At 70.1% G+C, this 24529-nt stretch carries 20 protein-coding genes; 5 read left to right on the top strand and 15 right to left on the bottom strand.

Annotation, left to right across the window (positions count from 1 at the left end; translation table 11 throughout):
- Positions 1–6 precede the first annotated feature (6 nt).
- Entirely contained in the window at positions 7–1563 is a 1557-nt protein-coding gene (locus tag QKY98_RS08915) for a UxaA family hydrolase (protein WP_284670717.1), read from the top strand.
- A 10-nt stretch (positions 1564–1573) separates the two neighbouring features.
- Here the strand turns inward: QKY98_RS08915 and QKY98_RS08910 are convergent, their stop codons facing one another.
- The 5 genes from QKY98_RS08910 to QKY98_RS08890 form a co-directional block, all read right to left on the bottom strand.
- Positions 1574–4573, bottom strand: coding sequence for a chemotaxis protein CheB (locus QKY98_RS08910; protein WP_284670716.1), 3000 nt, complete (start codon positions 4571–4573; stop codon positions 1574–1576).
- Positions 4574–4714: 141 nt separating this feature from the next.
- The gene (locus QKY98_RS08905) at positions 4715–7720 is read right to left on the bottom strand and encodes an efflux RND transporter permease subunit (RefSeq protein ID WP_284670715.1); all 3006 of its coding nucleotides are present in this window, start codon (positions 7718–7720) and stop codon (positions 4715–4717) included.
- A 3-nt stretch (positions 7721–7723) separates the two neighbouring features.
- Positions 7724–8821, bottom strand: a complete 1098-nt coding sequence (locus QKY98_RS08900) for an efflux RND transporter periplasmic adaptor subunit (RefSeq protein WP_284670714.1) — start codon at positions 8819–8821, stop codon at positions 7724–7726.
- Between the two features lie 14 nt (positions 8822–8835).
- The gene (locus QKY98_RS08895; protein ID WP_284670713.1) at positions 8836–9621 is read right to left on the bottom strand and encodes a MipA/OmpV family protein; all 786 of its coding nucleotides are present in this window, start codon (positions 9619–9621) and stop codon (positions 8836–8838) included.
- An 11-nt stretch (positions 9622–9632) separates the two neighbouring features.
- Positions 9633–11072 (bottom strand): TolC family protein, encoded by a 1440-nt coding sequence (locus QKY98_RS08890; protein WP_284670712.1) that lies wholly within the window; start codon positions 11070–11072, stop codon positions 9633–9635.
- A 96-nt stretch (positions 11073–11168) separates the two neighbouring features.
- Here QKY98_RS08890 and QKY98_RS08885 point away from each other — a divergent pair, with 96 nt between their 5' ends.
- Positions 11169–11843, top strand: a complete 675-nt coding sequence (locus tag QKY98_RS08885; RefSeq protein ID WP_284670711.1) for a response regulator — start codon at positions 11169–11171, stop codon at positions 11841–11843.
- Positions 11840–13009, top strand: a complete 1170-nt coding sequence (locus tag QKY98_RS08880) for a sensor histidine kinase (protein WP_284670710.1) — start codon at positions 11840–11842, stop codon at positions 13007–13009. Before QKY98_RS08885 ends, QKY98_RS08880 begins: the two co-directional genes overlap by 4 nt.
- Positions 13010–13063: 54 nt before the next feature.
- Here QKY98_RS08880 and QKY98_RS08875 read toward each other — a convergent pair whose 3' ends face one another.
- From QKY98_RS08875 to QKY98_RS08835, 9 genes are all read right to left on the bottom strand, one after another.
- A complete protein-coding gene (locus QKY98_RS08875; RefSeq protein WP_027602073.1) occupies positions 13064–13618 on the bottom strand; it encodes a ProQ/FinO family protein in 555 nt (184 codons plus the stop codon).
- Positions 13619–14016: 398 nt separating this feature from the next.
- Positions 14017–15462, bottom strand: a complete 1446-nt coding sequence (locus QKY98_RS08870) for an aldehyde dehydrogenase family protein (RefSeq protein ID WP_284670709.1) — start codon at positions 15460–15462, stop codon at positions 14017–14019.
- Positions 15463–15516: 54 nt separating this feature from the next.
- Positions 15517–16704, bottom strand: a complete 1188-nt coding sequence (locus QKY98_RS08865; RefSeq protein ID WP_284670708.1) for a hypothetical protein — start codon at positions 16702–16704, stop codon at positions 15517–15519.
- 22 nt (positions 16705–16726) lie between these two features.
- Positions 16727–17347 carry a hypothetical protein gene (locus QKY98_RS08860; protein ID WP_145150484.1) on the bottom strand — a complete coding sequence of 207 codons (621 nt, stop codon included), beginning with the start codon at positions 17345–17347 and terminating at the stop codon, positions 16727–16729.
- A gap of 8 nt (positions 17348–17355) precedes the next feature.
- Positions 17356–18837, bottom strand: a complete 1482-nt coding sequence (locus tag QKY98_RS08855; RefSeq protein WP_284670707.1) for an aspartate aminotransferase family protein — start codon at positions 18835–18837, stop codon at positions 17356–17358.
- An 8-nt stretch (positions 18838–18845) separates the two neighbouring features.
- Positions 18846–19502, bottom strand: a complete 657-nt coding sequence (locus QKY98_RS08850) for a class II aldolase/adducin family protein (RefSeq protein ID WP_183629769.1) — start codon at positions 19500–19502, stop codon at positions 18846–18848.
- The gene (locus QKY98_RS08845) at positions 19499–21133 is read right to left on the bottom strand and encodes a xylulokinase (RefSeq protein WP_027599632.1); all 1635 of its coding nucleotides are present in this window, start codon (positions 21131–21133) and stop codon (positions 19499–19501) included. Before QKY98_RS08845 ends, QKY98_RS08850 begins: the two co-directional genes overlap by 4 nt.
- 10 nt (positions 21134–21143) lie before the next feature.
- Complete coding sequence (locus QKY98_RS08840) at positions 21144–22028, bottom strand: TorF family putative porin (protein WP_027599631.1); 885 nt, start codon at positions 22026–22028, stop codon at positions 21144–21146.
- A 21-nt stretch (positions 22029–22049) separates the two neighbouring features.
- On the bottom strand, positions 22050–22469 hold the full coding sequence (locus QKY98_RS08835; RefSeq protein ID WP_074582743.1) for a DUF2147 domain-containing protein: 420 nt from the start codon (positions 22467–22469) through the stop codon (positions 22050–22052).
- Positions 22470–22617: 148 nt separating this feature from the next.
- On the opposite strand from QKY98_RS08835, the gene QKY98_RS08830 reads away from it, so the two are divergent.
- Together QKY98_RS08830 and QKY98_RS08825 are read left to right on the top strand one after the other, a co-directional pair.
- Entirely contained in the window at positions 22618–23265 is a 648-nt protein-coding gene (locus QKY98_RS08830; protein WP_007158625.1) for a TetR/AcrR family transcriptional regulator, read from the top strand.
- 80 nt (positions 23266–23345) lie between these two features.
- The gene (locus QKY98_RS08825) at positions 23346–23954 is read left to right on the top strand and encodes a DapH/DapD/GlmU-related protein (RefSeq protein ID WP_115945495.1); all 609 of its coding nucleotides are present in this window, start codon (positions 23346–23348) and stop codon (positions 23952–23954) included.
- On the opposite strand, the gene QKY98_RS08820 is transcribed toward QKY98_RS08825, so the two are convergent.
- Positions 23951–24526, bottom strand: coding sequence for a cysteine hydrolase family protein (locus tag QKY98_RS08820; RefSeq protein WP_077172650.1), 576 nt, complete (start codon positions 24524–24526; stop codon positions 23951–23953). The genes QKY98_RS08825 and QKY98_RS08820 overlap by 4 nt on opposite strands.
- Between the last annotated feature and the right edge of the window lie 3 nt (positions 24527–24529).

The following is a 24529-nucleotide window of genomic DNA, read 5'->3' as shown; positions in this document are numbered from 1 at the left end:
ACCCCTATGGAATTGATCACCCGCAGCGGCGCCGCGGCCGCTGCCCGCGCCACCCTGCGTCTGCACCCGCTAGACGATGTGCTCATCGCCCGCCAGGCGCTGGTGCCCGGCCTGGAATTGCCGGAGGAGGGCGTGCAGGTCCGCGAACCGGTGCCCGCTGGGCACAAGGTCGCCGTGCGCGCCATCGCCGCAGGTGCGCCGGTACGCCGCTATGGCCAGATCATCGGCTTCGCCCGCGCGGCCATCGTCGCCGGCAGCCATGTGCACGTGCACAACCTGGCCATGGGCGACTTCACCCGCGAACACGCCTTCGGCATCGAGGCGCGTGGCGCCCCGGCGCCCATCGAGCGCAGCTTTCTCGGCATCGTCCGCCCGGATGGCAGGGTGGCGACCCGCAACTACATCGGCATCCTCACCTCGGTGAATTGCTCGGCCACGGTGGCCCGGGCGGTGGCCGACCATTTCCGCCGCGACGTCCGTCCCGCGGCGCTGGAGCCCTATCCCAACGTCGACGGCGTGGTCGCCCTGACCCATGGCGTCGGCTGCGGCATCGACACCCAGGGCGAGGGCATGGCGGTGCTGCGCCGCACCCTGGGCGGCTATGCGGCCCACCCCAACTTCGCCGCCGTGCTGTTCATCGGCCTCGGCTGCGAAGCCAACCAGATCCCCTCACTGCTGGCCGACCAGGGCCTCGCCGAGCATGCGGGACTGCAGACCCTCAATATCCAGGACAGCGGCGGCACCACCGCCACCGTGGCCCGTGGCATCGCCGCGGTCGAGGCGTTGCTGCCCGCGGCCAATGCGGTGCAGCGCGAACCGGTCAGTGCGCGGCATCTGATCCTCGGCCTGCAATGCGGCGGCTCGGACGGCTACTCCGGCATCAGCGCCAATCCGGCCCTGGGCCGGGCGGTGGACCTGCTGGTGGCCGCCGGGGGCACTGCCATCCTTTCGGAGACGCCGGAAATCTACGGCGCCGAACACCTGCTCACCCGGCGCGCTGCCAGCCCGGCAGTGGGCGAGCGCCTGGTGGAACGCATCCGCTGGTGGGAGGACTACTGCGCCCGCTTCGGCGCCAGCCTGGACAACAACCCCTCGGCGGGCAACAAGGCCGGCGGCCTGACCACCATCCTGGAAAAATCCCTGGGGGCGGTGATCAAGGCCGGTTCCACCGATCTGATGGCGGTCTATGGCTACGCCGAGCCGGTGCGCACCCCGGGCCTGGTGTTCATGGACACCCCTGGCTACGACCCGGTCTCGGCCACCGGCCAGGTGGCGGGGGGCGCCAACCTGATCGCCTTCACCACCGGCCGGGGTTCGGCCTATGGCTGCGCACCGACGCCGTCGCTGAAAATCGCCACCAACACCCGGCTGTGGGAGAGCCAGCGCGACGACATGGACGTGGACTGCGGGGGCCTGGTGGACGGCAGCACCACCCTGGAAGAGCGGGGCGCCTTCATCTTCGAGCGCCTGCTGGCGCTGGCTTCGGGGGAGCGCAGCCGCAGCGAGTTGCACGGCTACGGGCAGAACGAATTCGTCCCCTGGCAACTGGGCGCCACCACCTGAGTGGGCGGTATCAGGGCTCTGCCAGCCCGGTGTCGATGCCGCTGGTCACGGCCTCGCCATCCGGTTGCAGGTGCCGCCAGATGATGATCGCCGCGGTGTGGGTGAAGGCCGCGGCCAGTTCGAGATCCATCGCATCCGGCAGTCGGGGATGTTGGAAATAAATCGCCAGGGAACCGAGGCTCTCACCGTCCGCAGTCTTGACCGGAAAGGACCAGCAGCCACGGAAGTCGTATTGACGTGCCATCCACGCCCGGGATTCCCAGAGCGGCTCCTCCAGCACATCGCGGGTGATGACCGGCTCACCCAGCGCGATGGCCAGCCCGCAGGCCAGCGAATCAAGGGAGATCGGGCAACCCTCCACGTCCCGGGCGTAGCGCTCCGTCATACCCACCACATGGCTCAGACCCGTGCTCTTGGAGAGAAAGAAGGCGCACCGGCGCTGATCACCCGCTTCGGCGATCAGGGCCTGGATCAGAATGCCCAGCGACCGGCGTAGGCCTTCTCCCCTCATGGCGGACTGGAAGGCGTCCTTCTGCGCGGTGAGCCATTGCTGACTGCGTTTCAGCTGGCGTTCGCGTTCACGCAGTGCCAGCTCCGCCTGGGTGCGCAGGGTGATATCGGCGAAGGTGACGGCGACACCGGCGACGGCTCGCGGATTGCCCGTATCCGGGTAGATTCGCCGCAAAAACCAGCGGCTGTCCCGGGACTGCACCACCGCCGTGCGGGGCTCGCCATCCTGCAACACCTGCCGAATGTCCTCGAACAGCTCGGGATCCTGGAATTTCGGTACCAGGTCACGCACATGCCGCCCGGTATCGGCCTGTTGCAGCGGCAGCAGGTCGGTCATGGCCGGGGTGAACCAGAGGATCTTCAGCTCGGCATCCAGGCAGAGGGTCATCACGGCGCCTGAGGACAGGACCCGCCGCTGCATCTGCAACTGCCCGATATGGTCCTGCAGCGAGTCGTTCGCCCGGTTCAGGTCCTCGTTGCTCAGTTGCAGCTGGTCGTTGGTGTCCTTGAGTTCGTTGTTCAAGGCCTTGAGTTCTTCGGTGAGCGCCTGCAGCTCCTCGCGGGAGGCTTCGAGCTCTTCCTGCGAAAGGCGGATCGCTTCACGCCAGTCCGCTTCCTCTACCACCCGGGTGTCATCGAAAACGTCTGGAGACGCGGGTGTCCCCGCGCTCCCTGACTGACGGATGAAGGACACCAACACCTGATCCTGTTGACCCGGACCATCCAGGGGCGTGATGCGCAAGGTGACGCTCAAGGTGGCGTCGAAGCGATCCGGCAAGCCCGCGACCAGCGTTGGCTCGCCACCGTGCAGGGCGCCGGTGAGGTGATGGCGCAGGGTGGCGACCCAGGGGCGGGGCACCAGATCGAGCAGTCGGTAGCTCGGTTCGCCGACCGGCAGGCCGAGAAAGGCCTCGGTGTTGCCGTACAGGCGCAGCACCTGCCCCTCGACGTCGATCAGCACCGACGGCAGCTCGAAGTGTTCGAGGGCCGTGCGCTCGGCTTCGAGGGCGCGCGCTGTCCGGCCGGATCGTCGCCGGGGCAGGGTGGGCGGCGGGCCCGGCAAGGGCCCTGCCTTGCGATGGAGATTCCAGCGCAGGGCCACGGGTTCGAAGCCGAAGCGATGCAGGGGATAGGCCTCGCTCTTGCCCAGCAGCAGATAGCCGCCAGGCCGTAGCGCGCCGTGCAATAGCTGCAGCACGAAGTCGATGGTCTCGGGTTCGAGGTAGATCAGCAGATTCCGACAGCTGATCAGATCCATCGCGGCGAACGGTGGGTCGAGCAGCAGGTCCTGGACCGCGAAGACCATGCGCTCGCGCAAGGAGCGCCGAACCCGATAGGCCCCATCGACGGCATAGAAGAATCTTTCCAGACGTGCGGGTGACAGCGTCGCCAGCTCTCTGCCGCGATAGGCGCCACGGCTGGCCTGGGCCAGCATCTCCGGGGCCGGCTCGGTGGCGAACAGCTGGGCTCCGGTGGTGCAGCCATGGGCGGTACGCAGTTCGTCGAGCAACATCGCCATCGAATAGGCTTCCTGCCCCGTGGAGCAGGCGGGGATCCAGATGCGCAGGGGCTCGGTCGCCGGACGCTTCAGCAGCGGCAGCAGCACCTCTTCGCCGAGTACGTCCCAGGCGTCCGGATCGCGAAAGAATTCGGTGACATGGATAGGGATGCCCTTGACCAGGGCCACCAGCTCGGCGGGGTCGTCCTCCAGCAGCGCGGCATAGTCGCCGAAGGCCCAGACCCGGCGTACATCCATGCGCTGCTGGATGCGCCAGAGCAGGGGGGACGTCTTGTAGCCGCTGAAGTCGAACGCCGCCTGGCGGCGGATCAGCTCCAGGATCTGCTCCAGGGTCGTTGCCAGGGAGGTCGGCTGGGTCGTGGGCTCCGGCCAGCGGTACTCCGGCGCGGCGCAGCCGATCAGATAGCGCGCGATAGCGGCGATGGGCAGGGCCAGATGATGCAGACCGCGCTGGGCGATGGCGTTGGGCATGCCCTGATGGGCGGCCGTCAGCGGATCCTGGACAATGACCGTGCCCCCGCACTGGCGGATGTGGATAGCCCCGGCGGTGCCGTCCATGCCACTGCCGGACAGGATCACCGTGACGGTACGGGCGGCCGCCTGCGGCGAAAGGCTCTCCAGGAAGGCATCGATGGCGTCGGTTTCCGGCCTTCGCTGCCCACCTTCGGCTGGGCGCGTGTGAAAACGCTGGTCTTCCAGGGTCAGGATGGCGGCGGGCGAGGGCAGATGGACAGTGCCGGGCTTGGGGTGGGTGTCACTCGCGGCCGTCTCGACCGGCATGGCTGACCAGTTTTGCAGGAGGCTGCGCAGACCACTGGAGCTGCTGGGCGGTAGATGCTGCAGCACGACGAAGGCGAAGGGCAACTGGGTGCCGATGGCCTCGAACAGCTGCTGCAGCGCGGTGATGCCGCCGGCGGAGGCGCCGATCACGATGAGCGGGGGAAGCGCGACAGCCTCCGATGGGGACTGGAGTCTGGTCATGGGAGAGTCCTTGGCGGTGCCCGGGCGGGGGCATCGGGGCGAGGGGCGGCCACAGGAGCGGGTGGCGCCGGATCCCTACCAGCATAACGTCACCCCGCCTTTGCGCCAGCGAAGCGGCGCCTTCTCGCGCCCGGTTGCCCGCTAACGGCGCCCATGGAGCAAGCCATAGAGCACCGGGATCAGCCCCAGGGTCACCAGGGTGCCCAGGGCCAGGCCGCCGATCATGCTGATGGCCATGCCCGTCCACAGGGGACCGGCAAAGAGCATCAGCGGGATGAGACCGAGGATGCAGGTCAGCTTGGTCATGATGATCGGCCGCAGGCGCTCGCCGGCGGCGTCGAGCAGCGCCGGGATCAGGGGCTTGCCGGCCTGGCGTTCGGCTTCTATGCGTTCGAGCAGCAAGACCGCGTTGTTGACGATGATGCCGGCCAGAGACAGCAGGCCGAAGGTGGCCATGAAGCCGAAGGGATGGCCACTCAGCCAGAGCGCCAGGGCCACGCCGATGAGGATGAAGGGGATGCTGGCAACGATGATGAGCACCTTGCGCCAGGAGTCGAATTGCCAGAGGAACAGTAGCAGCATGGCCACGGCGGCCAGCGGCAGGTAGCGCAGCAGGGCGTCGTTGGCGGCGGCGGAATCCTCGCTCTCGCCGCCCAGCTCCAGGCGGTAGCCGGGCGGCAACTGCAGGGTCGGCAACTGGGGCGCGAGGGTGGCGACCAGGGTAGCGGCGGTCATGCCGGGATTGCGCGCGCTGACCGTGAGGGTGCGCTGCAGATTGCGTCTGACCTTGACCCCGGCCTCGCTGGCCAGCTCGATCCGGGCCACCGCCCCCAGCGGCAGCGGCGCGCCGCCGCCCTGGGGATAGACCAGCAGGCTGCCTGGATCGCCGTCAGGGGCAGGGCTGCGCGCGGCGATCTCGACCGCATACTGGCCATCGCGCAACCGGGCGCCGCTCAGGCCGTCGCCGGCCAGTTGCAGCGTCTGGGCCAGGTCGCGCCGGTCGAGTCCGGCGGCGCGGGCCCGGGCCGGGTCGACCTCGACCTGATAGCGCAGCAGCCGCGGACCCCAGTCGTCCTGGATGTCGCGGGTCCCGGGGACGGCGGCGAGCAGGTCGGCAAGATCGCTGCCCAGCTGACGCAGGACCGCCTCGTCCGGTCCGCTCAGGCGATAGACCGCCAGGCCGCTCTCGGTGGTGCCCAGGGAAAAGCGCTTGGGCTGGGCGCGCACCTCGGGATAGCCGCGCGCCAGCTCGGCGCCGACCCGGGCCATGACCTGGGCGAGATCGGCGTCCGGGCGAGTGGTCACGGTGAAATAGGCGACATTGGGACCGGGCAACGGCGGATTGAGCCCCAGCACGATGCGCGGACCGCCCTCGGCGACGTAGCCGATGCTCTCGACGATATCGGCATCCGCGCCCAGCCAGCGACTGAAGCCCTGCATGAGGTCCAGGGTGCGCTCGGCCGAGGTGCCGGGTTCCAGCTGGACGGGGATCTGGAACTGATTGCGATCCGAAGGCGGCAGGAAGTCGTAGGGCAGGCTGAGCACCTTGAGGGTGGCCAGCACCAGCAGCCCGAGCATGGCCAGCAGATAGGCCAGCCGGTGCCGCAGCAGGGCTTCCAGCATCCGGCGATAGCCGCGGTGCAGGGCGCTGTCGGTGCTGGCGCCGGTATGGGTGGGATCCGGCACCAGGCGCAGGCAGAGCAGCGGCGTCACCGTCAGGCTTAGCGCCCAGGAGCCCAGCAGGGTGAGCGCCAGCACCACGGCCAGGGACCTCAGGTATTCATTGGTGCTGGTCTGGCCGAGAAAGAACGGCGAGAAGGCCAGGATGATCACCAGCGAAGAGGTCAGCAGCGGGATGGCCAGGGTCCGGCCGGCGGCCTCGCAGGCGGCGCGGCGGTCCTCGCCGGCGCGCAGGCGCCGTTCGATGTCTTCGGCGATGACGATGCCGTTGTCCACCAGCAGTCCCAGCGCCAGGATCAGCGCGGCGATGGACACCGTCTGCAGTTCTATGCCCAGGGCGCGCATGACCAGCAGGGTGGCCAGTACCGTGAGCGGCACGATGGCGCCGACGATCAGGCCCAGGCGCCAGCCCAGGAACAGCATGACCACCGCCATGACGATCACCATGGTTTCCATCAGCACGTGCTGCATGCGCGCCATGGCGTGATGGACCACCTCGGCCTGGAAGGTCACCCGGTGCAGGGCGAACCCGGCGGGCAGGCTGGCCTCCAGGGCCTTGAGCCGGTCGTGCAGCGCAGCGCCGAAGGCTTCCACGTTGCGTCCCGGGGTCATGGCGATGCCCAGCACCAGGGCGCGCTCGCCGCGATAGAAGGCGGCGCTGCGCACCGGCTGCGCGGGTTCGACCCGCACCTGGGCCAGCTCGGCCAGGGGCACGGCGCGGCCGTCGGCCAGCTGGATCGGCACGGCGCGCAGCGCGGCGGGATCGGCCAGTTCGCCGCCGATGGCCAGGCTCAGCGCACGGTCGCCCTGGCGCAGGCTGCCGCCGCTGACCAGTGCGTTGCGCGCCCGCAGCTGCGCCAGCAGGGCCTGGGGCGAAAGACCGGTCCGCGCCAGGGCGGTGGCGTCCAGTTCGAGGGTGACGCGGTCTTCCTGCAGGCCATAGAGGGCGATGCGATCCACCCCGGGCAGATCATAGAGCGCCCGACGCAGCCGTTCGGCTTCGCTGCGCAGTTCGCTCGGGCTGAAGCCGGGCGCGGTCACGGCGATGGACGCCACTGCCACCCGGCCGAAGTCGTCGTCCACCACCGGCCCCTGGGTGCCTTCGGGCAGCTCTTGCGCCACCTCGGCGACCTTGTTGCGCACCCGTTGCCAGAGCGCCGGCAGGTCCGTGATCTCGTCCCGTGCGGTGAGCTGGACGATGGCCTGGCCGGGTCTCAGGGTGGTCACCAGGGTCTTGAGTTCGGGCAATTCGCGCAGCCGGTCTTCCAGCGGCTTGGCCAGCAGCTCTTCCACCCGGTCGCTGGGCAGGCCGGGCAGGGCGACGCTGACCAGGGCGTCGCGCACCGTGACGCTGGGCTCCTCCTGGGAGGGAAAGCCGAGAAAGGCATAGAGACCGCCGAGCAGCAGGGCCAGGGCGACAAAGAGCACCAGGCGACCCCGGCGCAGGGCGAAAGCGGTCAGGGACATAACTTACTCCCCCGTGAGCACGGTGCCGGGCCGATAGGGCAGCACATGCTCGCCCGCGCGCAGGAAGGCGGCGCCGGCCACCACGATCTGGTCACCCTCGGCGAGCCCGCTGGCGATCAGCGCCTGGCCCTGCTGCAGGGCCGCTACCGTGACCGGGCGCGGTTTCACCTGCTGGGTCTCCGGTTGGTAGACATAGACCTGACCGGCGCTGCCGCTCTGACCGGGCAGCAGCGCGCCCAGGGGAACCGCCAGCTGCGCCTGGGCCGGCAGCGGCAGACGCACGTCCAGCAGGCTGCCGCTGGGCAGGGCCGGTGCCTGCTGGTCGAGGGCGAAGACCGCTTCCTGCAGCAGGCCCTGCTCGGCACGCGGCGAAAGACCGACCAGCCGGAGCGGCAGGGGCGCGCCGTCGCGCGTGGCATAGGCCTGGGCCTGAGTGCCGGGCGCCAGCCTTTGGGCCAGGGCGGCCGGCACCTGCACCACCACCTGACGTTCGCCGTCGGCCTGCAGCCCGAACAGGGTCTCGCCCGCGCCCACCAGCCGCAGCGGCTCCGGCGCGCGCAGGACGATCTGGCCGGCGAAGGGCGCTATCAGCCGGGTCTGGGCCAGGGCGCGGCGCGCCAGGTCCAGTTCCGCCTCGGCGCCTCCTTGCTGGGCCTGGGCCGCACCCAGGGCGGCGTCGGCGGCTTCCAGCTCGGCCTTGGCCAGGTTGCCGTCGGCGAACAGCTGCCGAGCACGCCGCTGCCCGGCGCGGCGCTGGTCCAGCTCCACCCGAGCGGCCTGCACCCGAGCGCTGGCCTGGGCCAGGCGCAGGCGTGCCGGTTCGGCGTCCTGCTCGGCGAGCAGTTGCCCGGCCGCGACCCGGGCACCCACGTCCACGGCCACCCTCAGCACCCGGCCGCCATTTTCGAAGGCCAGCGCCGAGCTGTGCGGCTGGCGCACCAGGCCGGGTAGCAGCGGGGCCTGGGCCGCAAGCCGCGCGACCGGCGCGAGCTTGACGGTGCGCAGGGGCACCGGACCGGGGCGTTCATCGGGTGAACAGCCGCCCAGCAGGGGCAGCAGCAGGAGTAAGGCGAGGGCGGAGGTCAGGCGCGGGCCAGGCATGGCGGGCTCCAGGATCAGAAGCTGTAGGTCAGGGCGACTTGGGCGGTGGTGGCGGTGGCGCGCTGCCGCAGCGGGCTGTCGCGTGCCTGGTCGCCGTAGTAGGTGGTGGTCAGGGTCGCCACCGAACTCCAGTGCGGATCGAAGGCGTGCAACCAGTTCAGCGCGGCGGAATAGGCATAGATGCCCCGGTCGAGCCGCGCCGGGGCGAAGCCGCTGGCGGCGCTCTGGGCGGCGGTGACGCCGAAATAGGTCTGGTTGAAGCGGCGGTCACCGGCGTGGGCGTCGAGATCCAGCGCCAGGGTGTCCTGGTCGGTGTGCAGGCCGATGGCTTCCACGCCCAGGCGATAGCGATTGCCGCGCTTGGCCCCGGCCAGTCGCCATTCGCCCTCGGCGTTGAGGCTGAGCCAGGGCGCCAGGGCCTGGCTCAGATTGAGGTCCAGCACCGTGGCGCCGTCGACCTCGCCCATACCCTTCAAGCGGTCGGCGCCTGGCCGCGAGGCGTTGTCGCGGTCATCGCGGCCGAAGTCGTAGTTCAGGGCGCCGCTGAGGGTCAGTCCCTGGGCCGACTGCCATTGCAGGCCGAGGCCGCGACTGGTGTCGGCAAAGAAGGGTCCACGCTGCACCACCACCAGCGGCAGCAACTGCGGCCGGTAGGCGGCCGAACCCATGTAACGACTGACCGCGCCGGCCACCAGGCCGAGGCTGACGTCGGTGTGGTCGCCCCAGGGCGAGGCGTCGGCCGCCTGGCCGGCCAGGGGTGTCAGGCAGAGTAGCAGCGGCAGCAGGGTGGTGCGGGTCATGGCGAGTCCTCTCAGGTGGCGGAAGGGTGGTCGAGGCCGTGCAGGGCGCGGTACAGGCGCAGGCGATTGAGGCGCAGGGCCTGGCCGGTCTGGCGCAGCGCCTCGCCGGCGCGCAACCCGTCGAGACCGGCCTGCAGGCTGGCGCCGGGATCGCCGGCCCCGGCCTGCCACTGGCGCGCCAGACGCTGGCGGCGCTGTTGGCTCAACTGCAGCTGGGCGGCCAGGGTCTGCCGCTGCGCGAGCAACAGGCGGCGCTCTTCCAGGCCGTCGGCCAGTTCGCGAAAGGCGTCCTGCAGGGTGCGTTCGTAGGCGGCCAGGGCCAGGTCGCGAGCGGTCCTGGCAGAATCCAGGTTGGCCTGGTTGCGCGCGCCGTCGAACAGCGGCAGGGACAGCGACGGCGTCAGCAGGCGCAGCCCCTGGCCGGCGCTGAACAGGTCCTGCAGTTGCGGACTGGCCAGGCCCACCGCGGTGCTCAGGCGAATGCTCGGGAAAAAGGCGGCGCGGGCCGCACCGATGCTGGCGTTGGCCGCCTGCAGGCGCTCCTCGGCCGCGCGTACGTCGAGACGCTCCAGCAGGCGGCTGGAGGGCAGGTCGGCCAGCTCGCCCGGCAGTTCCGGCGGCGGACCGGCCGGGGCAGGCGCAGCGCTGGGCGAGGGCGCCAGCCGGTAGCCGGTGACCCAGGCCAGCGCCCCATAGGCCTGGGTGCGTTGGCTCAGGCGCTGTTGCTCCAGTTGGCGTGCGTCCAGGGCGGCCTGGGTCAGGGGCTCCAGGGCAGCCGGGGCCAGGTCGCCGGCGGCGATGCGTGCCCGGGTCCGCTGCACCAGCTCATCGCTGAGGGCCGCCATGGCCTGGGCGCTGAAGACCTGGGCATCGGCCTCGCGGGCCAGCAGGAAAAGGCGCGCCACCTCGGCTACCAGGGCGCCGCGCGCGGCCTGCTGGCCATAGGCGCTGGCCAACAGTTGGTGGCGGGCCTCTTCGCCGAGGCTGGCTACCCGCCCGAAGAAGTCCAGTTCGAAGGCGTCCACGCCGAGGGTGGCGGTGGCCAGGTCCTGCTGGTAGCGCTCGTCCAGCGCCTGGTCGGCGAAGCGCTGGCGCGGCCGCTGCACCGCCAGGCCCAAGGTGGGCCAGCGGTCGGCCTGGCGCGCGCCCAGCTGCGCCCGCGCCTGCTCGACCCTGAGCTGGGTTATCCGGTAGTCTCGATTGCCCGCCAGCGCCTGGCCCACCAGCTCTGGCAGGAGAGCTTCAGCGCTGACCGCGGCCAGCAGTTGGCGCTCGTCAGGGCTGAGATCAACGCCCACCGCGGGGGCAGCGTCCTGCCGCTGCCACAGCCCCTGGTGCGCGGGCACCGGCAGGGGCGGCCGCTGGTAGTCGGGAATCAGCGAGCAACCGCTGAGGCCTAGCAGACCGATCAGCAGCAACTGGCAGGTGATGGAAGCGGCGAGTGAAGGCATGGCAGGCGGACCCGGTGCAAGGCATGGGTCGCAGCCTAGGGACGCCGAATCAAGATTCCTTCGGCGAATTGTCTAGATTCGATCAAGAGAGCGGACGTGGGCGACAAACTCATACTCATCGTCGAAGACGACGCCGACAGCGCCAGCGTGCTGGAGGCCTATCTGCTGCGCGATGGCTTCGCGGTCATCCTCGCCGAAGACGGCCGCCAGGGGCTGGAGCTGTTCCAGCGCGAGCGACCCGATCTGGTGTTGCTCGACATGATGCTGCCGCGCCTCGGTGGCACCGAGGTGCTGGCACAGATCCGCCGCGCCGGGGATACCCCGGTGATCATGGTGACCGCCATCGGCGACGAGCCGGAAAAGCTCGGCGCCCTGCGCTATGGCGCCGACGACTACGTGGTCAAGCCCTACAACCCCAAGGAGGTGGTGGCGCGGGTGCACGCGGTGCTGCGCCGCTGCCACCTGGCGCCGCGCGATGACCGCTGGCTGCGCCATGGCGCCCTGACGGTGGATCTGGAACGTTTCAGCGCCACCGTCGAGGCACGGGCCCTGGAGCTGACGCCCACCGAATTCGGCCTGCTCGCCACCCTGATGCGCACTCCGCACAAGGCCTTTACCCGCGAGGAATTGCTGGAGCGCTGCCTGCCGGAAAGCGAGGCCCTGGCGCGGGTGGTGGACACCCACCTGCACAACCTCAGGCGCAAGCTGGAAGCGGCGGGCCTTCCCGGCGTGCCGGTGACGGTGCGCGCCATTGGCTATCGCTTTTCATGAAGCGCCAGGCCCCGCTGGGGCGCTGGGTCGGCTGGCGCATGAGCCTGCTGGCCTTGGGCGCGGTGCTGCTGATCGCCGCCGGCATGTACCTCTGGTTTCTCTTTGGCGACTGGTGGGTGCTGCGCCAGGTGCCCCAGGCGGCGCGGGCGGAAATCCTGCAGCTGCGCGCCGATCCGCAGGAAAACGAGGCGCGACTCTGGGCGCTGTTCAGCCACTACTATCCGGTGCGCTATTTCCTGCCCGGCATCGCCAGCCGCGACTGGTGGGTGCTGGCGGGGCTGGTGCTGGCGGCCGTGCCGCTGATCCTGCTGGCCGGCTTTCGGCTGTCACGCCCGCTGTCGAGCCAGTTCTCCGCCATCGCCGCGGCGGCGCGGCGGGTGGCCTCCGGCGATCTGGAGACCCGCCTGGAGGTGGCCGAGACGGCGCCAGCGGAATTGCGCCGCCTGGCGCTGGACTTCAACAGCCTCACCGCGCGGCTGCAGCAATACGAGCGCGACGTGCGGGATTCCAGCGCCATCCTCGCCCATGAGCTGCGCACCCCGCTCAACGCCGCCTCGGTGCGGGTGCAGGGCATCCTCGACGAGGTCTTTCCCGCCGATGCCCGCCAGTTGCAGATGGTCAAGCGCCAGCTCGACCTGCTCAACACCCTGGTGGGCGATCTGCACACCCTGTCGCTGGCCGAGGCCGGGCAACTGGCGCTGGATCAGCGGTCCTTCGCCCTGGCGGCATTGGTGGAAGAGCGGCTGGCCTGGTTCGCGCCCCAGCTGCAGGCCGAGGCCATCCAGCTGCGCCTGGAACTGGATCCCCGCCAACGGCTGTACGCCGACCGCCATCGCATCGGCCAGTTGCTCAACATCCTGCTGGAAAATTTCCTGCGCTATGGCGCCAGCGGCGGCGAACTGGAGATCGTCCAGCTGGCCCTGGCCGAGGGCCTGGTGCTGGAATTCCGGGATCGCGGCCCGGGCATCGCCGAAGCCGATCGCGAGCGGGTCTTTCACCGCTTCTGGCGCGCCGACAGCTCCCGGGCACGGCACCTTGGCGGCAGTGGCCTGGGCCTGTCCATCGCCCGCGCCATCTGCGCGGCGCATCAGGGCCGCATCGTCGCCCTGGGGCGCGAGGGTGGGGGGACGGTCATGCGCATCGAGTTGCCGGGACGGCTGTCCTAACGCGGCGGGCGTCTGGAACGACTGCCCCTGTCTGGGCGACAGGGGCAGCGGGGCTCAGGCGGAGGCGTCGTCTGCGGGAGCGGCAACGGTCTCGGCCGCTGCAGGCACTTGCGCTTCGGCAGGCGCGGCGGTGTCCGCCTTGGCCTTGGCCTGCTCACGGCGGGCCTGGGCGCGCTGGCGGCGTGCCTGCTGCTTGGCATAGACCGCCTGGGAGGCGGTCACGGTGCCAGCCGGCTGGCCATCCAGATCCAGGCGCGGGGCGTTTTCGGTCATGGCCGCCCAGTAGCGGGTGCCGCGACACCAGGTGGCGATCGACTGCTTGAGCTGGTCACCGGTGATGCCCAGGCGCTCAAGGTGCTGCTCGGCGTCCTTCAGGATGCCTTCCTTGAGCGGCACCTTGGGTGCCGGATTGACCGGGAAGGCCAGCGGGAAGTGCTTTTGCAGACGGCGGATGCCTTCGACCACCGGATCCTGCTCGCGGGGCTTCTGCTCGCGGGGCTTGGCTTTCGGTGAAGGTCTCCGCGCCGGCCGCTCGTTGCTCTCGGTCTTTACCTGCGCTTTTTCGGCCCGCAGGCGGTCGCGTAGTTCAGCTAGTTGCTCAAAGCCCATCGTTCAGCTCACCGCTCCAAATAGAATTCACGTGCAAGGGTAACCCATGCCGGGCTTGGACCGCGCCAATCGCAGATCGGCACGCCCAAGGCTGGCGGCCCGTCATTCTAAAGGCTGGTTTGCCGCTCGTGCATCCTTGGCGGCGTCATTCCCGGCGGATGGTGTGCCCTGCTGGGCGTTTTCCAGGTCCGGTACAAAAGTCGCCGAGCGAAGGTGAGGCGGATTGAAACGACCAACGGGAGTAACCGCCCAAGGCTGCTCAAAGGGGTAGCGCTCACCAACCAAAAAGCAGAGGGAGCGCAGTGTACGTGCGGTAAAGGAGCATTCCGACCGGGCTGGCGATCCAGGGGTTTTTCCAACGAAGCATCGCCGATGCGCAGGCAGTTCTCGTACTGGACCTAGCCGCCTCCGGTCAGGCGCGACACCCATTGCGCCAGCCGCAGCTTGAACGGTGAATAGGGCGGCAGCAGCAGACGAACGGCCAGCAGCGGACCGGCGGCGAGCACGCTGCGCTCGTGGGAAAAGGTGCGAAAACCGGCCTGGCCATGGGCGCTGCCGCTGCCGGAGTGATTGACGCCGCCAAAGGGCAGGTGCAGCTGGGTGTACTGCTGCATGCACAGATTGAGGCCGACGCTGCCGGAGCTGGTGCGGGCGATGACTCGCTGCTGGATGTCGCGGTCGCGACTCCAGAGATAGAGCGCCAGGGGCTTGGGCCCGGCGTCGATGCGCTGCAGTACCTCTTCCAGGTCGTCGTAGGCGATCACCGGCAGGAGCGGACCGAACAGCTCCTGGCTGTCCAGGGGGCTGTCGATGGCCGAGCAATCCAGCAGGGTCGGTGCGAGGTAGCGCCCGGCCGCGTCGTGCGCGCCGCCGTGGATCAGCTGGGCACCGGCCGCCTGGGCCTGTTCCAGCAGTCCGATCAGCTGGCTGGCGTGGCGTTGGTGAATGAGTCGGGCATAGTCCGGGCTGGCGGCGGCATCGCTGCCGTAGCGCTGCACCAGCAGGGCGCGACAGCGCTCCTTGAAGGCCGGCAGCAGGCGGCGGGCGACGAAGACATGATCCGGCGCCACGCAGGACTGGCCGGCATTGAGGAATTTGCCCCAGAGCAGCAGCTCGGCGGCGGCGTCCAGGTCGGCGCTGGCGTCGATGATCGCCGGCGACTTGCCGCCCAGCTCCAGGGTCACCGAGGCCAGGTGCCGGGCAGCGGCCTGCATCACCAGGCGGCCCACGGCGGTGGAGCCGGTAAAGAAGAAGTGGTCGAAGGGCAGCGCCAAGAGCGCCTGGGCGGTGGAGACATCGCCTTCGCAAAAGGCCACGGTGTCCGGGGTGAAGGCCTCGGCCAGCAGTTCGCGCAGTACCGCGTTGACCGCCGGGGTGAATTCCGAGGGCTTGAGCATCACGCTGTTGCCGGCCGCCAAGGCCGACACCAGGGGGCCGAGCAGGGTGGAGACCGGGTAGTTCCAGGGGCCGATGATCAGGCAGCGCCCGCGCGGCTGGCTGTGGATGTGCGCCGGGCAGCCGAGGGAGGTCAGGGTCGGGCGCACCCGCCGTGGCTTCATCCAGCGGCGCAGGTGGCGGCGCGCGTGCTGGATCTCTTCCAGCACCGGCATGATCTCCGACAGTTCCACCTCCACCTCGGGCTTGCCGAAGTCCTGGCGAAAGGCGGCATAGAGCGCCCCCCGCCGCGCCACCAGGGCGCCATGCAGGCGCTGCAGCAGGCTCAGGCGCTCGGCGGCGCTGGAGCCGCGCAGGGCCAGGGCACGCGGTCCCTGGGCGGCGAACAGCCGCTGCAGCATCTCGGGGTCGCCCAGGGCGGGAGCGGGATCGGGGAGGGGTGCATTCATGGCAGCAGTCCGCAAGGGGGCAGGAAGGGGACGATACGGCGACGGCGGCAGTATTCAGCCTGGGCGCTGCCAGCGCCAGCGCGGTACCGGCCGGGGGCCGCGGGCACTGCGGGCGAGCACGGCCGCCAGCCCCAGGGCCAGCAGGGCGAGCAGGGCGCTGGTGAGCGCGGCGGGTCGGACCGCGGCGCCCTGCAGCCAGAGCGAGGCCAGCGCCGGGCCGGCGGCGCAGCCGAGCAGTTGCAGCGAGGGCACCAGGGTGGCGACGCGGCCACTGGCGTCCAGCCGCAGGGCCAGGCTGATCTGGAAGGGGGTGAGGGTCTGCCAGAGAAAGGTGAAGGTCAGGCACAGCAGCACGAAGCTCAGGTGCGCTCCCGGCGCCAGGCCATAGATCAGCGCGGCCAGGCTGCCCAGCGTCAGGGTCGCCAGGGTCAGGGTGGTGGCGGCCGGCAGCCAGGCCACCAGGACCGCGCCGGCCAGGCCGCCGAGCAACTGGGCGGCGAAGCTGGCGGCGATCAGGGTCTGGGCTTGGCTGGCGTCCAGTCCGAGGGCTTCGCCATAGGGTTCCAGATAGGCCCAGAGCGCGCCGATGGCGGCCAGCTGGCAGCCGACGAAGGCCAGCAGCAGGGCCTGGGGCAGTCGCCATCTATGGCGGACCGGCGCGCTGCCAGGGACGTCCACTGCCGCCAGCCGGCGTGGCAGGGCGACGGTCAGCGGCAGGGCCAGGGCGGTGACACCGGCCAGCAGCCGGAAGCCGCCGGCGCTGCCCAGCCGGGGCAGGATCCACAGCGCCAGCAGGGCGGCCAGCAGGCCCTGGCAAAAGGTCTGCAGTGCCATGAACAGGCCGGACAGCCGCTCGGCGGTGGGTTGACGGACGATCAGCGCCACCGCCGCCCAGAGCAGCAGGCCTTCGCCAAGGCCGGCGAGGGCGCGCAGGCCGAGCAACGGCAGATCACCGCTGGCCTGGGCGCTGGCCAGGTCGGCGGCGACCGCCAGCAGCGTCGCCGGCCACAGTACGGCTGGCAGCCCCAGGCGCGGGCCCAGGGCCTCACCGGCGATCACGCCCAGGCCCAGGGCGACGATCTCGCCCATGGCCACCAGGCCGAGGCCGTCGAGGCTGGCCCGGCCACTGGTGAACAGCTCGCCGAGCAGCAGCGGCTGCAGGCCGAGGATGAGCAGCGCCAGGGAGCCCAGCAGCAGCGCGGCTTGGACCTGGCGAGGCGGAGCGGGCGCGGTGACGGTCATGGGGTCTACCTTCGAAGAGTGGCTAGTAACCACGGCTTTCCGCCGGCAGCCGGCCCTGACGAAAGGCCTCGGCGGCGGCGCGCTGGTCGCGCTGGAGTCGGCGGGTGGCGATCAGCACCACCCACCAGGGCAGGCGGGTGAGCACCGCGCCGGTGGCCTGGGCCAGGGTGTAGGCCTTGGCGCATTTCTCGAACAGCTCGGCATTGAGGGCGGCGCGACTGGCGGTGGTCCCCAGGCACAGTGGCTGGCCGCCGAGCAGCTGGACGTTGCCGCGCGCGGCCAGGGCTTCCGCCAGGGCATCGCCCCGGGCCACCGCGGGCGCCATCCGCCCCAGGTGCCGGGCCTGCTCGTCGAACAGCTCCGGCAACTGGCCGCCGAAGTCCGCCACATGCTGCCCGTAGCGCCCCGCGCCCTGGATGATGGCGCCGACATCCGGTCGCGACCGGTAGACGAGTGCATGATCCAGGGCGGCGCCGCTGCGGCGGGCCAGCTCGATCTCGCAGGGCGCGGCATCGCCCAGGGTGCCGTACCAGAAGCTCGCCGCCCCCGGTATGCGCACCGACAGGGCCAGGGCCGAGCGCTCGCCCTGGCGGGCCAGACGCTGCTGCAGATCCAGCCATTGCTGGCGCGATTCGGCTTTCATGGGCGGCCTCATACCAGTTGGAAGACCCGGTCGAAACGCTCCAGGGCGTCGTCGATCACGGCGTCGTTGTCGGCCAGGCTGGTGTAGATGCGGCTGCCGGCCAGGGTGATGAGGCCATGGGCGGTATAGGCCGCGCCCATCTCTTCCATCATGTGCTTGCGCGCCTTGGCCTCGTTGCGCGCCCGCAGCAGCTTGAGCGGATTGCCGGTGTCGAGCAGCAGCACCCCGGAGGTCTGCAGGTGGACGATGGAGCCCAGGTTGTAGGCGACATAGGGCAGGTTGCGGCGCTGGATGATCTCCTCCAGGCCCTGGCGCAGTCGATCGCCGGCGCGGCCGGCCTGGCCGGCGGCGTCGAGCCGCTGGATCTCCTTGAGGGCGTAGTAGCCGGCCACGCAGCACAGCGGATTGGCCGACAGGGTGCCGCCGACGAAGGCGCGCTTCGACGAGGTGCCGATGCCGCCCACCAGCAGCTGCATGACCTCGGCCTTGCCGCCCAGGGCCCCGGCCATGGGGTAGCCGCCGGTCAGGCATTTGCCGAGCACGGTGAGGTCCGGCAGCACCTTGAAGTAGCCCTGGGCCCCACCCATGCCGGCGCGGAAACCGGTCACCACCTCGTCGAAGATCAGCAGGGCGCCGAATTCGTCGCAGAGCTTGCGCACCTCGCGGTTGAAGTGCGGATGCACCGGGCGAGTACCGCTCTCCGGGCCGAAGGGTTCCACCAGCACCGCCGCGGTGCCGCCGCGCAGGCGATTGAATTGCAGGCGCCGGCGCAGGGCCTCGAGGTCGTTGGGCGGGCTTTCCTGGGTGTGGGCGGTGGCGCCGCGGGGAATGCCGAGGGCCTCCATGCGCCCGGTACCGGGCAGGCGCATGCCGTACACCAGCTGATCGCTCCAGCCGTGGTAGGCGCCGCCGATCTTGATGATCCAGCGGCGCCCGGTATAGGCCCGCGCCAGGCGTACCGCGGCCATGGCCGCCTCGGTGCCCGAGCCCAGCAACCGCACCTGGTCGATGCCGGGCACGCTCTGGCAAACGAGTTCGGCCAGCTTGACCTCGTATTCGTGCAGCAGGCCGGTGACCGGGCCGCACTCGGCGAGGATGCGCTGCACCTGGTCGCGCACGCCGGGAGGATTGGAGCCGAGCAGGGTGGGGCCGCCGGCCTGGAGGAAGTCGATGTACTGGTTGCCGTCGACGTCGGTGAGGTGGGCGCCCTCCGCCCGGGCGATGGCCAGGGGGAAGGGATGGTTGAACGCCAGGTTGTGCTGGATGCCCCCGGGAATGAAGCGCTTGGCTTCTTCGGCGAGCCGCCGCGAGCCCTGGCAGCGCTCGTCGAAATAGCCCATGACCTTGGCCAGCGCCTCGCGGCGCAGCGGGCGCATGGGCTGTTTGACCAGGGCGTCGAAACGGCGATAGAGCGTCTCGGTATCCGGCCAGGCGGAAATCGCCGGAGGCGTGGGTACCAGGGGCGGCGGGGTGGTCAGGGGCTGATTCATGGCGGACCTCAGGACGGGAGGGAGGCGGTGAGGGTGGTCAGCAGGCGCTGGCGCGCCAGGCTGTCGGCTGCGGAGACACCTGGGCGGCTGGCGATACGACCGACCAGGTAGTGCTCGCAGAAGGCTTCCAGCTGCTCCAGCACCGCCAGGGTCTGGCGCGCGCTGGCGCCGTAGCAGAGCACTCCATGGTTGCGCAGCAGATAGGCCGGGCTCTCGGCGCTCAGGGCGCGATCCAGGCGCTTGGCCAGCCAGCCGGTACCGGAGGGGGCATAGCCCACCAGCGGCAGGCGGCGGCCCAGTTCGGGCCAGCGCTCGGGGTCGTCGACGGTCAGGGCCTCGCCCAGCAGGGTGCAGGCGCTGGCCAGCGGCTGGTGGGTGTGCAGGCTGCAGCCCGCCGCCGGAAAGCGCCGCAGCACCCGGGCGTGCAACCCGGTTTCCACCGAGGGCGCGCGATCGCCTTCGAGCTGGTGCAGATCGGCCAGGCGCAGGATGCAGACGTCTTCCGCGCCCATCTGGTAGTAGTCGAGGGCGGAAGGGGTCACCGCGATGCGCTCGGCGTCCAGGCGCAGGGCCAGGTTGCCGCCGGTGGCGGCGAAGAAGCCGCGGCGCACCAGGTGCAGGCAGAGATCGACCACCTGTTCGCGCGCTTCGAGGGTATCGCTCATGGTCGGGCTCCCTGGTTGGGGTTGAGGCGGCGATAGAGCGGCGCCAGGCGCCGGCGGACTTCGAGAAAGGTGGCGTAGCTGTCGTCGTAGCGCGCCCGCGCCTGGGGGCAGGGCTGGTAGAGCCGCGGCGGTCGCTGCAGCGCCGGCACGTCGCTGAAGGCCAGGGCGCCGATGCCGGCGGCGGCGATATAGGCCGAGCCCCGGGCATTGGCCTGGATCGGCGCATCGGGCTGGGCGATCACCTGGCCGGTGACGTCGGCCATGATCTGGCACCAGAGATTGGACTGGGCGCCGCCGCCCACCGCCGTTATCCGCTCTGGCCGGCGGCCGAGGAAACGGCCGAAGGGTTCCAGCATCCAGCGGGTGTTGAGCGCCACCCCTTCGAGAAAGGCGCGGATGATGTCTTCCCGCGTGTGCTCCAACGACAGATTGATCAGTGCCGCGCGCAGGCTGGGATCGTCCACCGGGCTGCGCTCGCCATACAGCCAGGGGGTGTAGAGCAGCCCGCGGGCGCCCGCCGGCACCCGGGCGGCGATGCGGTCGAGCAGGGCATAGAGATCCGGGTGCTGTTCGTCGCTGAGGAGTTCGTCCGGGTGGTAGAGCACCTTGTCGCGCAGGAACGACAGGTTGGCGCCCGCCGCGGTCTGCAGCGCCATGGCCAGGTAGCGGCCCTTGACCGCGCTGGGCACGGCGGCCATGTGGCGCAAGACATCGGACTTCTTGAAGGGCACATGGGCGCCCAGCCAGGAGGAGGTGCCGAGATAGAGGTGCGGCGCGAAGTCCTCCACCGCCGAACCCACCGCCACCGCCGAGGTGTCCACCGAGCCGGCCACCACCGGGGTGCTGCGCGGCAGGCCGAGCTGGTCGGCCACCGCGCCGGTCAGGGTGCCGATCACCTCCGCCGAATCCACCAGGTCGGGCAGCTTGTCGCGGTCGAAGCCCAGGGTGCGGATCAGCCCGGCGTCGTACTTCACCTGGCGCGAATCGCGGTTGTCGGTGATCCAGGCGGTGCAGATGGAATCGGCGGTGGCGCAGCAGCGCCCGGTAAGGCGCAGATTCATGAAGTCGAGGACATTGAGAAACTTCACCGTGCGCGCATAGCGCTCCGGCTGGTGGTCCTGCAGGTAGGCGATGTGCCCGGCGGAATCCTTGCCCGACAGCGAGGGCGCGCCGCCGGTGAGGCGGATCCAGCGCCACAGCTTGAAGGGCGAATACCCGGCGACCTTTAGCCGACCGCCGCCGACCCGCCGCGCCACCGACTCGGCCCCGCGCATGTCCAGCCAGAGCAGCGCCCGGCCCAGGGCTTGGCCGTTGGCGTCCACGCACACCGTGCCCTCGGTCTGGGTCGAGCAGCACACCGCCACCACGCGCCGCCGCCGCGCCGGATCCGCCGCCAGCAATTCGCCGGCGCCGCGCAGGAAGGCCTGCCACCAGTCTTCCGGCTCCTGCTCGGCGCTGTGCCCTTCGACGTGCAGGGTGACGCCGTGGAAGGTCCAGGCGACCACCTCGCCGCCAAGGGTGACCAGGGCGCTCTTGCAGCCGGAGGTGCCGAGGTCCACCACCAGCACCAGGCCATCGAGGGCGGTGGCCTGGACCGGCGCGGGCGGCGTGGCGAAGACGTGAGGTTTCATGGGCGCCAGCTCAGAAGGGGCGGGCCACGGACAGCACCCAGCGGGCCTCGTCCGTCGCGCGCTGATGGTCGCCGTCTTCGGCGATGTAGAGTTCGCGCGCCCGGGTATGGGGACTCAGGTAGTCCAGGCCGAAGTCGAAGCCCCAGTGGCGATGCACCAGGCCGACGCCGTAGTCGCTGAAGTTGGCCTCGGAGAAATTGCGGATCTGCTGGTAGCCGGCGTGCAGCTTGAGGCTGGTGCGCGGGGTCAGCTCGTAGCGATAGTCCAGGTCGTAGAGCAGGCTGCCGCGGGAGTTGTGCTCGCCCTTGGCATAGCACTCCAGGCCCTTGGTGGGGTCGGGGTTGAATTGCAGCTGGGCGCCGCAGACGCCGGCGGTGTTGGCGCCGCGGTAGTTTTCCGAGAGCACGTTGAGGATGCGTCCCTGCAGTGCCCCGTAGCCGATCTCCAGCACGGCGAACTGGCTGTTGTAGTTGGTGCTGCGAAAGCCATCGGGGGCGCCGGTCTCCGGATCGATGCGGCTGGGCGCCTTGAAGTGGGCGCCGGGAAAGAATTCCCCTGCCAGGCCCACGCCGAAGTGCCAGGCCTCCGGATCGCCGAAGCGGTAGCCGCCAGCCAGCAGGACGTTGGCACCATCGCCGTCGAGGAACTGCTTCTTGCTCACGCTGCCGATCTCCGCCAGGCCGATCAGGCCGCTTTCATGGGCGAATTCCACGGTGACCTTGGCCCCCGGCCGATTGAGCGAGTCCGAGATGCTGCGGTTGCGCACGTCCGAGAGCAGGCGCGGGGTGATGGTCAGCGCATAGCTGGCCAGGTCGTCATCGGCCTGGACCGCGCTGCCGAGAACGCTCAGGCACAGCAGGGCCGCCGCCTGGGTGCGGTGAAGAATCCGGTTCATGGGGTCGCTCCTTGCGGTGGCTTAGCTGCAGTGCGGGGTGGCGGGGAGGGTGCTCAGCGGGGTGAGCTGTTCGGTCTTGCCGAGCACCTCGGTGCCGACATAGGCGCGGATGTTGAGGTCGTCGCCCTTGCGGCGGACGTAGCCCTTGTATTTCTTGCCATCGCGCGGATCGAACACCCAGCCGTCGCGCCAGGTACCTCCGTCGTCGCGACTCATCTGGAAGACCCGCGTGCCGCAGGTATCGCTGGCCTTGCCGGCGTCCTTGTCCCAGACGATGGTGCCGCACAGGGCACTGGCGTTGTCGGCGCAGGGCGTGACCTTGACGGCGGCGCCCTGGTCGGCGGTCAGCCAGAGACCCTGGACCGGTGCGGCGTCAGCCGCCAGAGCGGGCGCCAGGGGTAGCGCCCAGAGGGCGACGGCGAGCGCGAGGGGTGTTTTCATGGAGGTGGCTCCTGCTGTTTGTTGTGGTTGTGGCTGGAGGCAGTAAGGGCAACGCGGTTGCTGATATGATAGTTATCGCTACAAGATAGTTATAACTATCATTTTACTGCCCATCAAGGTGTTTTTTCGTCTAGACGAGAGCTTTTTCATGGTCGCCAAAGAGTCCGCTCCATCCTCCCGCGCCACGCCCAAGGCCCGCCCCAGCCAGCAGCGGGCAGCGGAAACCTACGAACGCATCCTGGCCGCGGCGGCGGAGGTGCTCTGTCAGGTCGGTATCGAGCGGCTGTCGACCAATCTGGTCTGCGACTGCGCCGGGCTGACCCCGCCGGCGCTCTATCGCTACTTCCCCAACAAGTACGCCCTGCTGGAGGAGCTGGGCCGGCGCCTGCTGGAAAAGCAGAATGCGCAGATAGACGGGCGGATCAATGCCGAGCTGCTGGCCGGTCCTTTGGAGCGGGTGGAAGACGTCTTGACCGGGCTTTTGCTGGATACCTACCGGGTCACCGCCGAGACCGCCGGTGGCATGTGGATCCTCAAGGCGCTGCGCGCGGTGCCCTCGCTGGAGCACGTGCGCCTGGATTCGCACCGCCGGGTAGCGGCGCAGCAGACGGAGTTGCTGGTGCTGCTGCTGCCCAGCGTGCCGCCGGCCGCCGTGGCCCAGGTCGCGCGGATCGTGGTCGAGCTGATCCATTCCACCGTGGAGCTGCTGTTCGATGAAGAGCTGCCGGCGGAAAGCACCTGCCGCACCGTCGCCGCCATGCTCAGCGGTCATCTGGGGCGCCTGCGCGACGGCTGAGCCGTTCGCCCGCCGGAGCGAGCATCCGTGGGGGACTCAGGTCAGAATCGGCAGGCGTTTCACCGCTGTCGAGGCCCGTCATGCCTGATCTGGATATCGCCACCTACATCGCCGCCTGGCCCAGCCTGCGCCTGGAAGCTGCCCCGCCCTGGACGCTAACCGGTGCCTGCGAGCACCAGGTCAGGCTGCTACTGGCGCGGCTCGGTCCCGGCTATCGGCGCCAGGGCGACAGCGCTATCCATGAGACCGCGGTGGTGGAGGCGGGCGCGGTGCTCAAGGGGCCGGTCATCATCGGGCCCGGCACCCTGGTGGCGGCGGGCGCCTATCTGCGCGGCGGTGTTCATCTGGGCGCCCACTGCGTGGTGGGGCCCGCCTGCGAGCTGAAGAGCAGCCTGCTGCTGGACGGCAGCAAGCTCGCCCACTTCAATTTCGTCGGGGATTCGCTGATCGGCAGCGGGGTGAATCTGGAGGCGGGCGCCATCGTCGCCAACTACCGCAATGAAAGTGACGGCGCGGTCATCCGCATCCGCCACGGAGACCGGGTGATAGACACCGGGGTGATCAAGTTCGGCGCCCTGATCGGCGACAATTGCCGACTGGGCGCCAATGCGGTCATCGCGCCGGGCGCGCTGCTGTCGCCCGGCACCCGGGTCGCGCGGCTGGAGCTGGTTGACCAGGGCGTGCCTTAAGGCGAGTCGGGCGCCGCAGTACCCTGGCCGGCGAGATAGGCGTCGGTGGACTCCAGGCTCGCATAGGCGAAGGCCAGCGCCGCCATCAGGGCGGCGTGCACCTGGGCCGCCGGCACCCGGACCCCGTTGAATTCCAGATCCAGGGTGGCGCAGGCGTCATGGATCACGGTCACGGCGTAGCCCAGATCGGCCGCGGCGCGGACGCCGGCGTCGATGCACATATGGCTCATGGCGCCCACCACCACCAGCGATTCGATACCGCGCTCGTCCAGCAGCTGCTTGAGAGAGGTCTCGCGAAAGGCATTGGGATAGTGCTTCACCACCACCGGTTCGCCGGCGCGGGGCACGACGGCGGCCTGGATCTCGACGCCATCGCTGCCGGGCACGAAGATCGGCGCCTCGGCGCTCAGCGACAGATGCTGCACATGGATCACCGGCACGCCCTGGTCGCGGGCGTGGGCGATGATCCGCGCGGCATTGGCGACCGCGGCCTCGATGCCGCTGAGGGGCAGTTTGCCGCGGGGGAGGTACTCGTTCTGCAGATCGATGACGACGACGGCGTGCTTGCTCATGTC

Origin of the sequence: Pseudomonas sp. HR1, from assembly GCF_030175875.1 — a bacterium.
Classification (GTDB): Bacteria; Pseudomonadota; Gammaproteobacteria; order Pseudomonadales; family Pseudomonadaceae; genus Chryseomonas; species Chryseomonas oryzihabitans.
The sequence above is the reverse complement of the archived record's forward strand: the minus strand, read 5'-3'. Positions and strand labels throughout refer to the sequence as shown.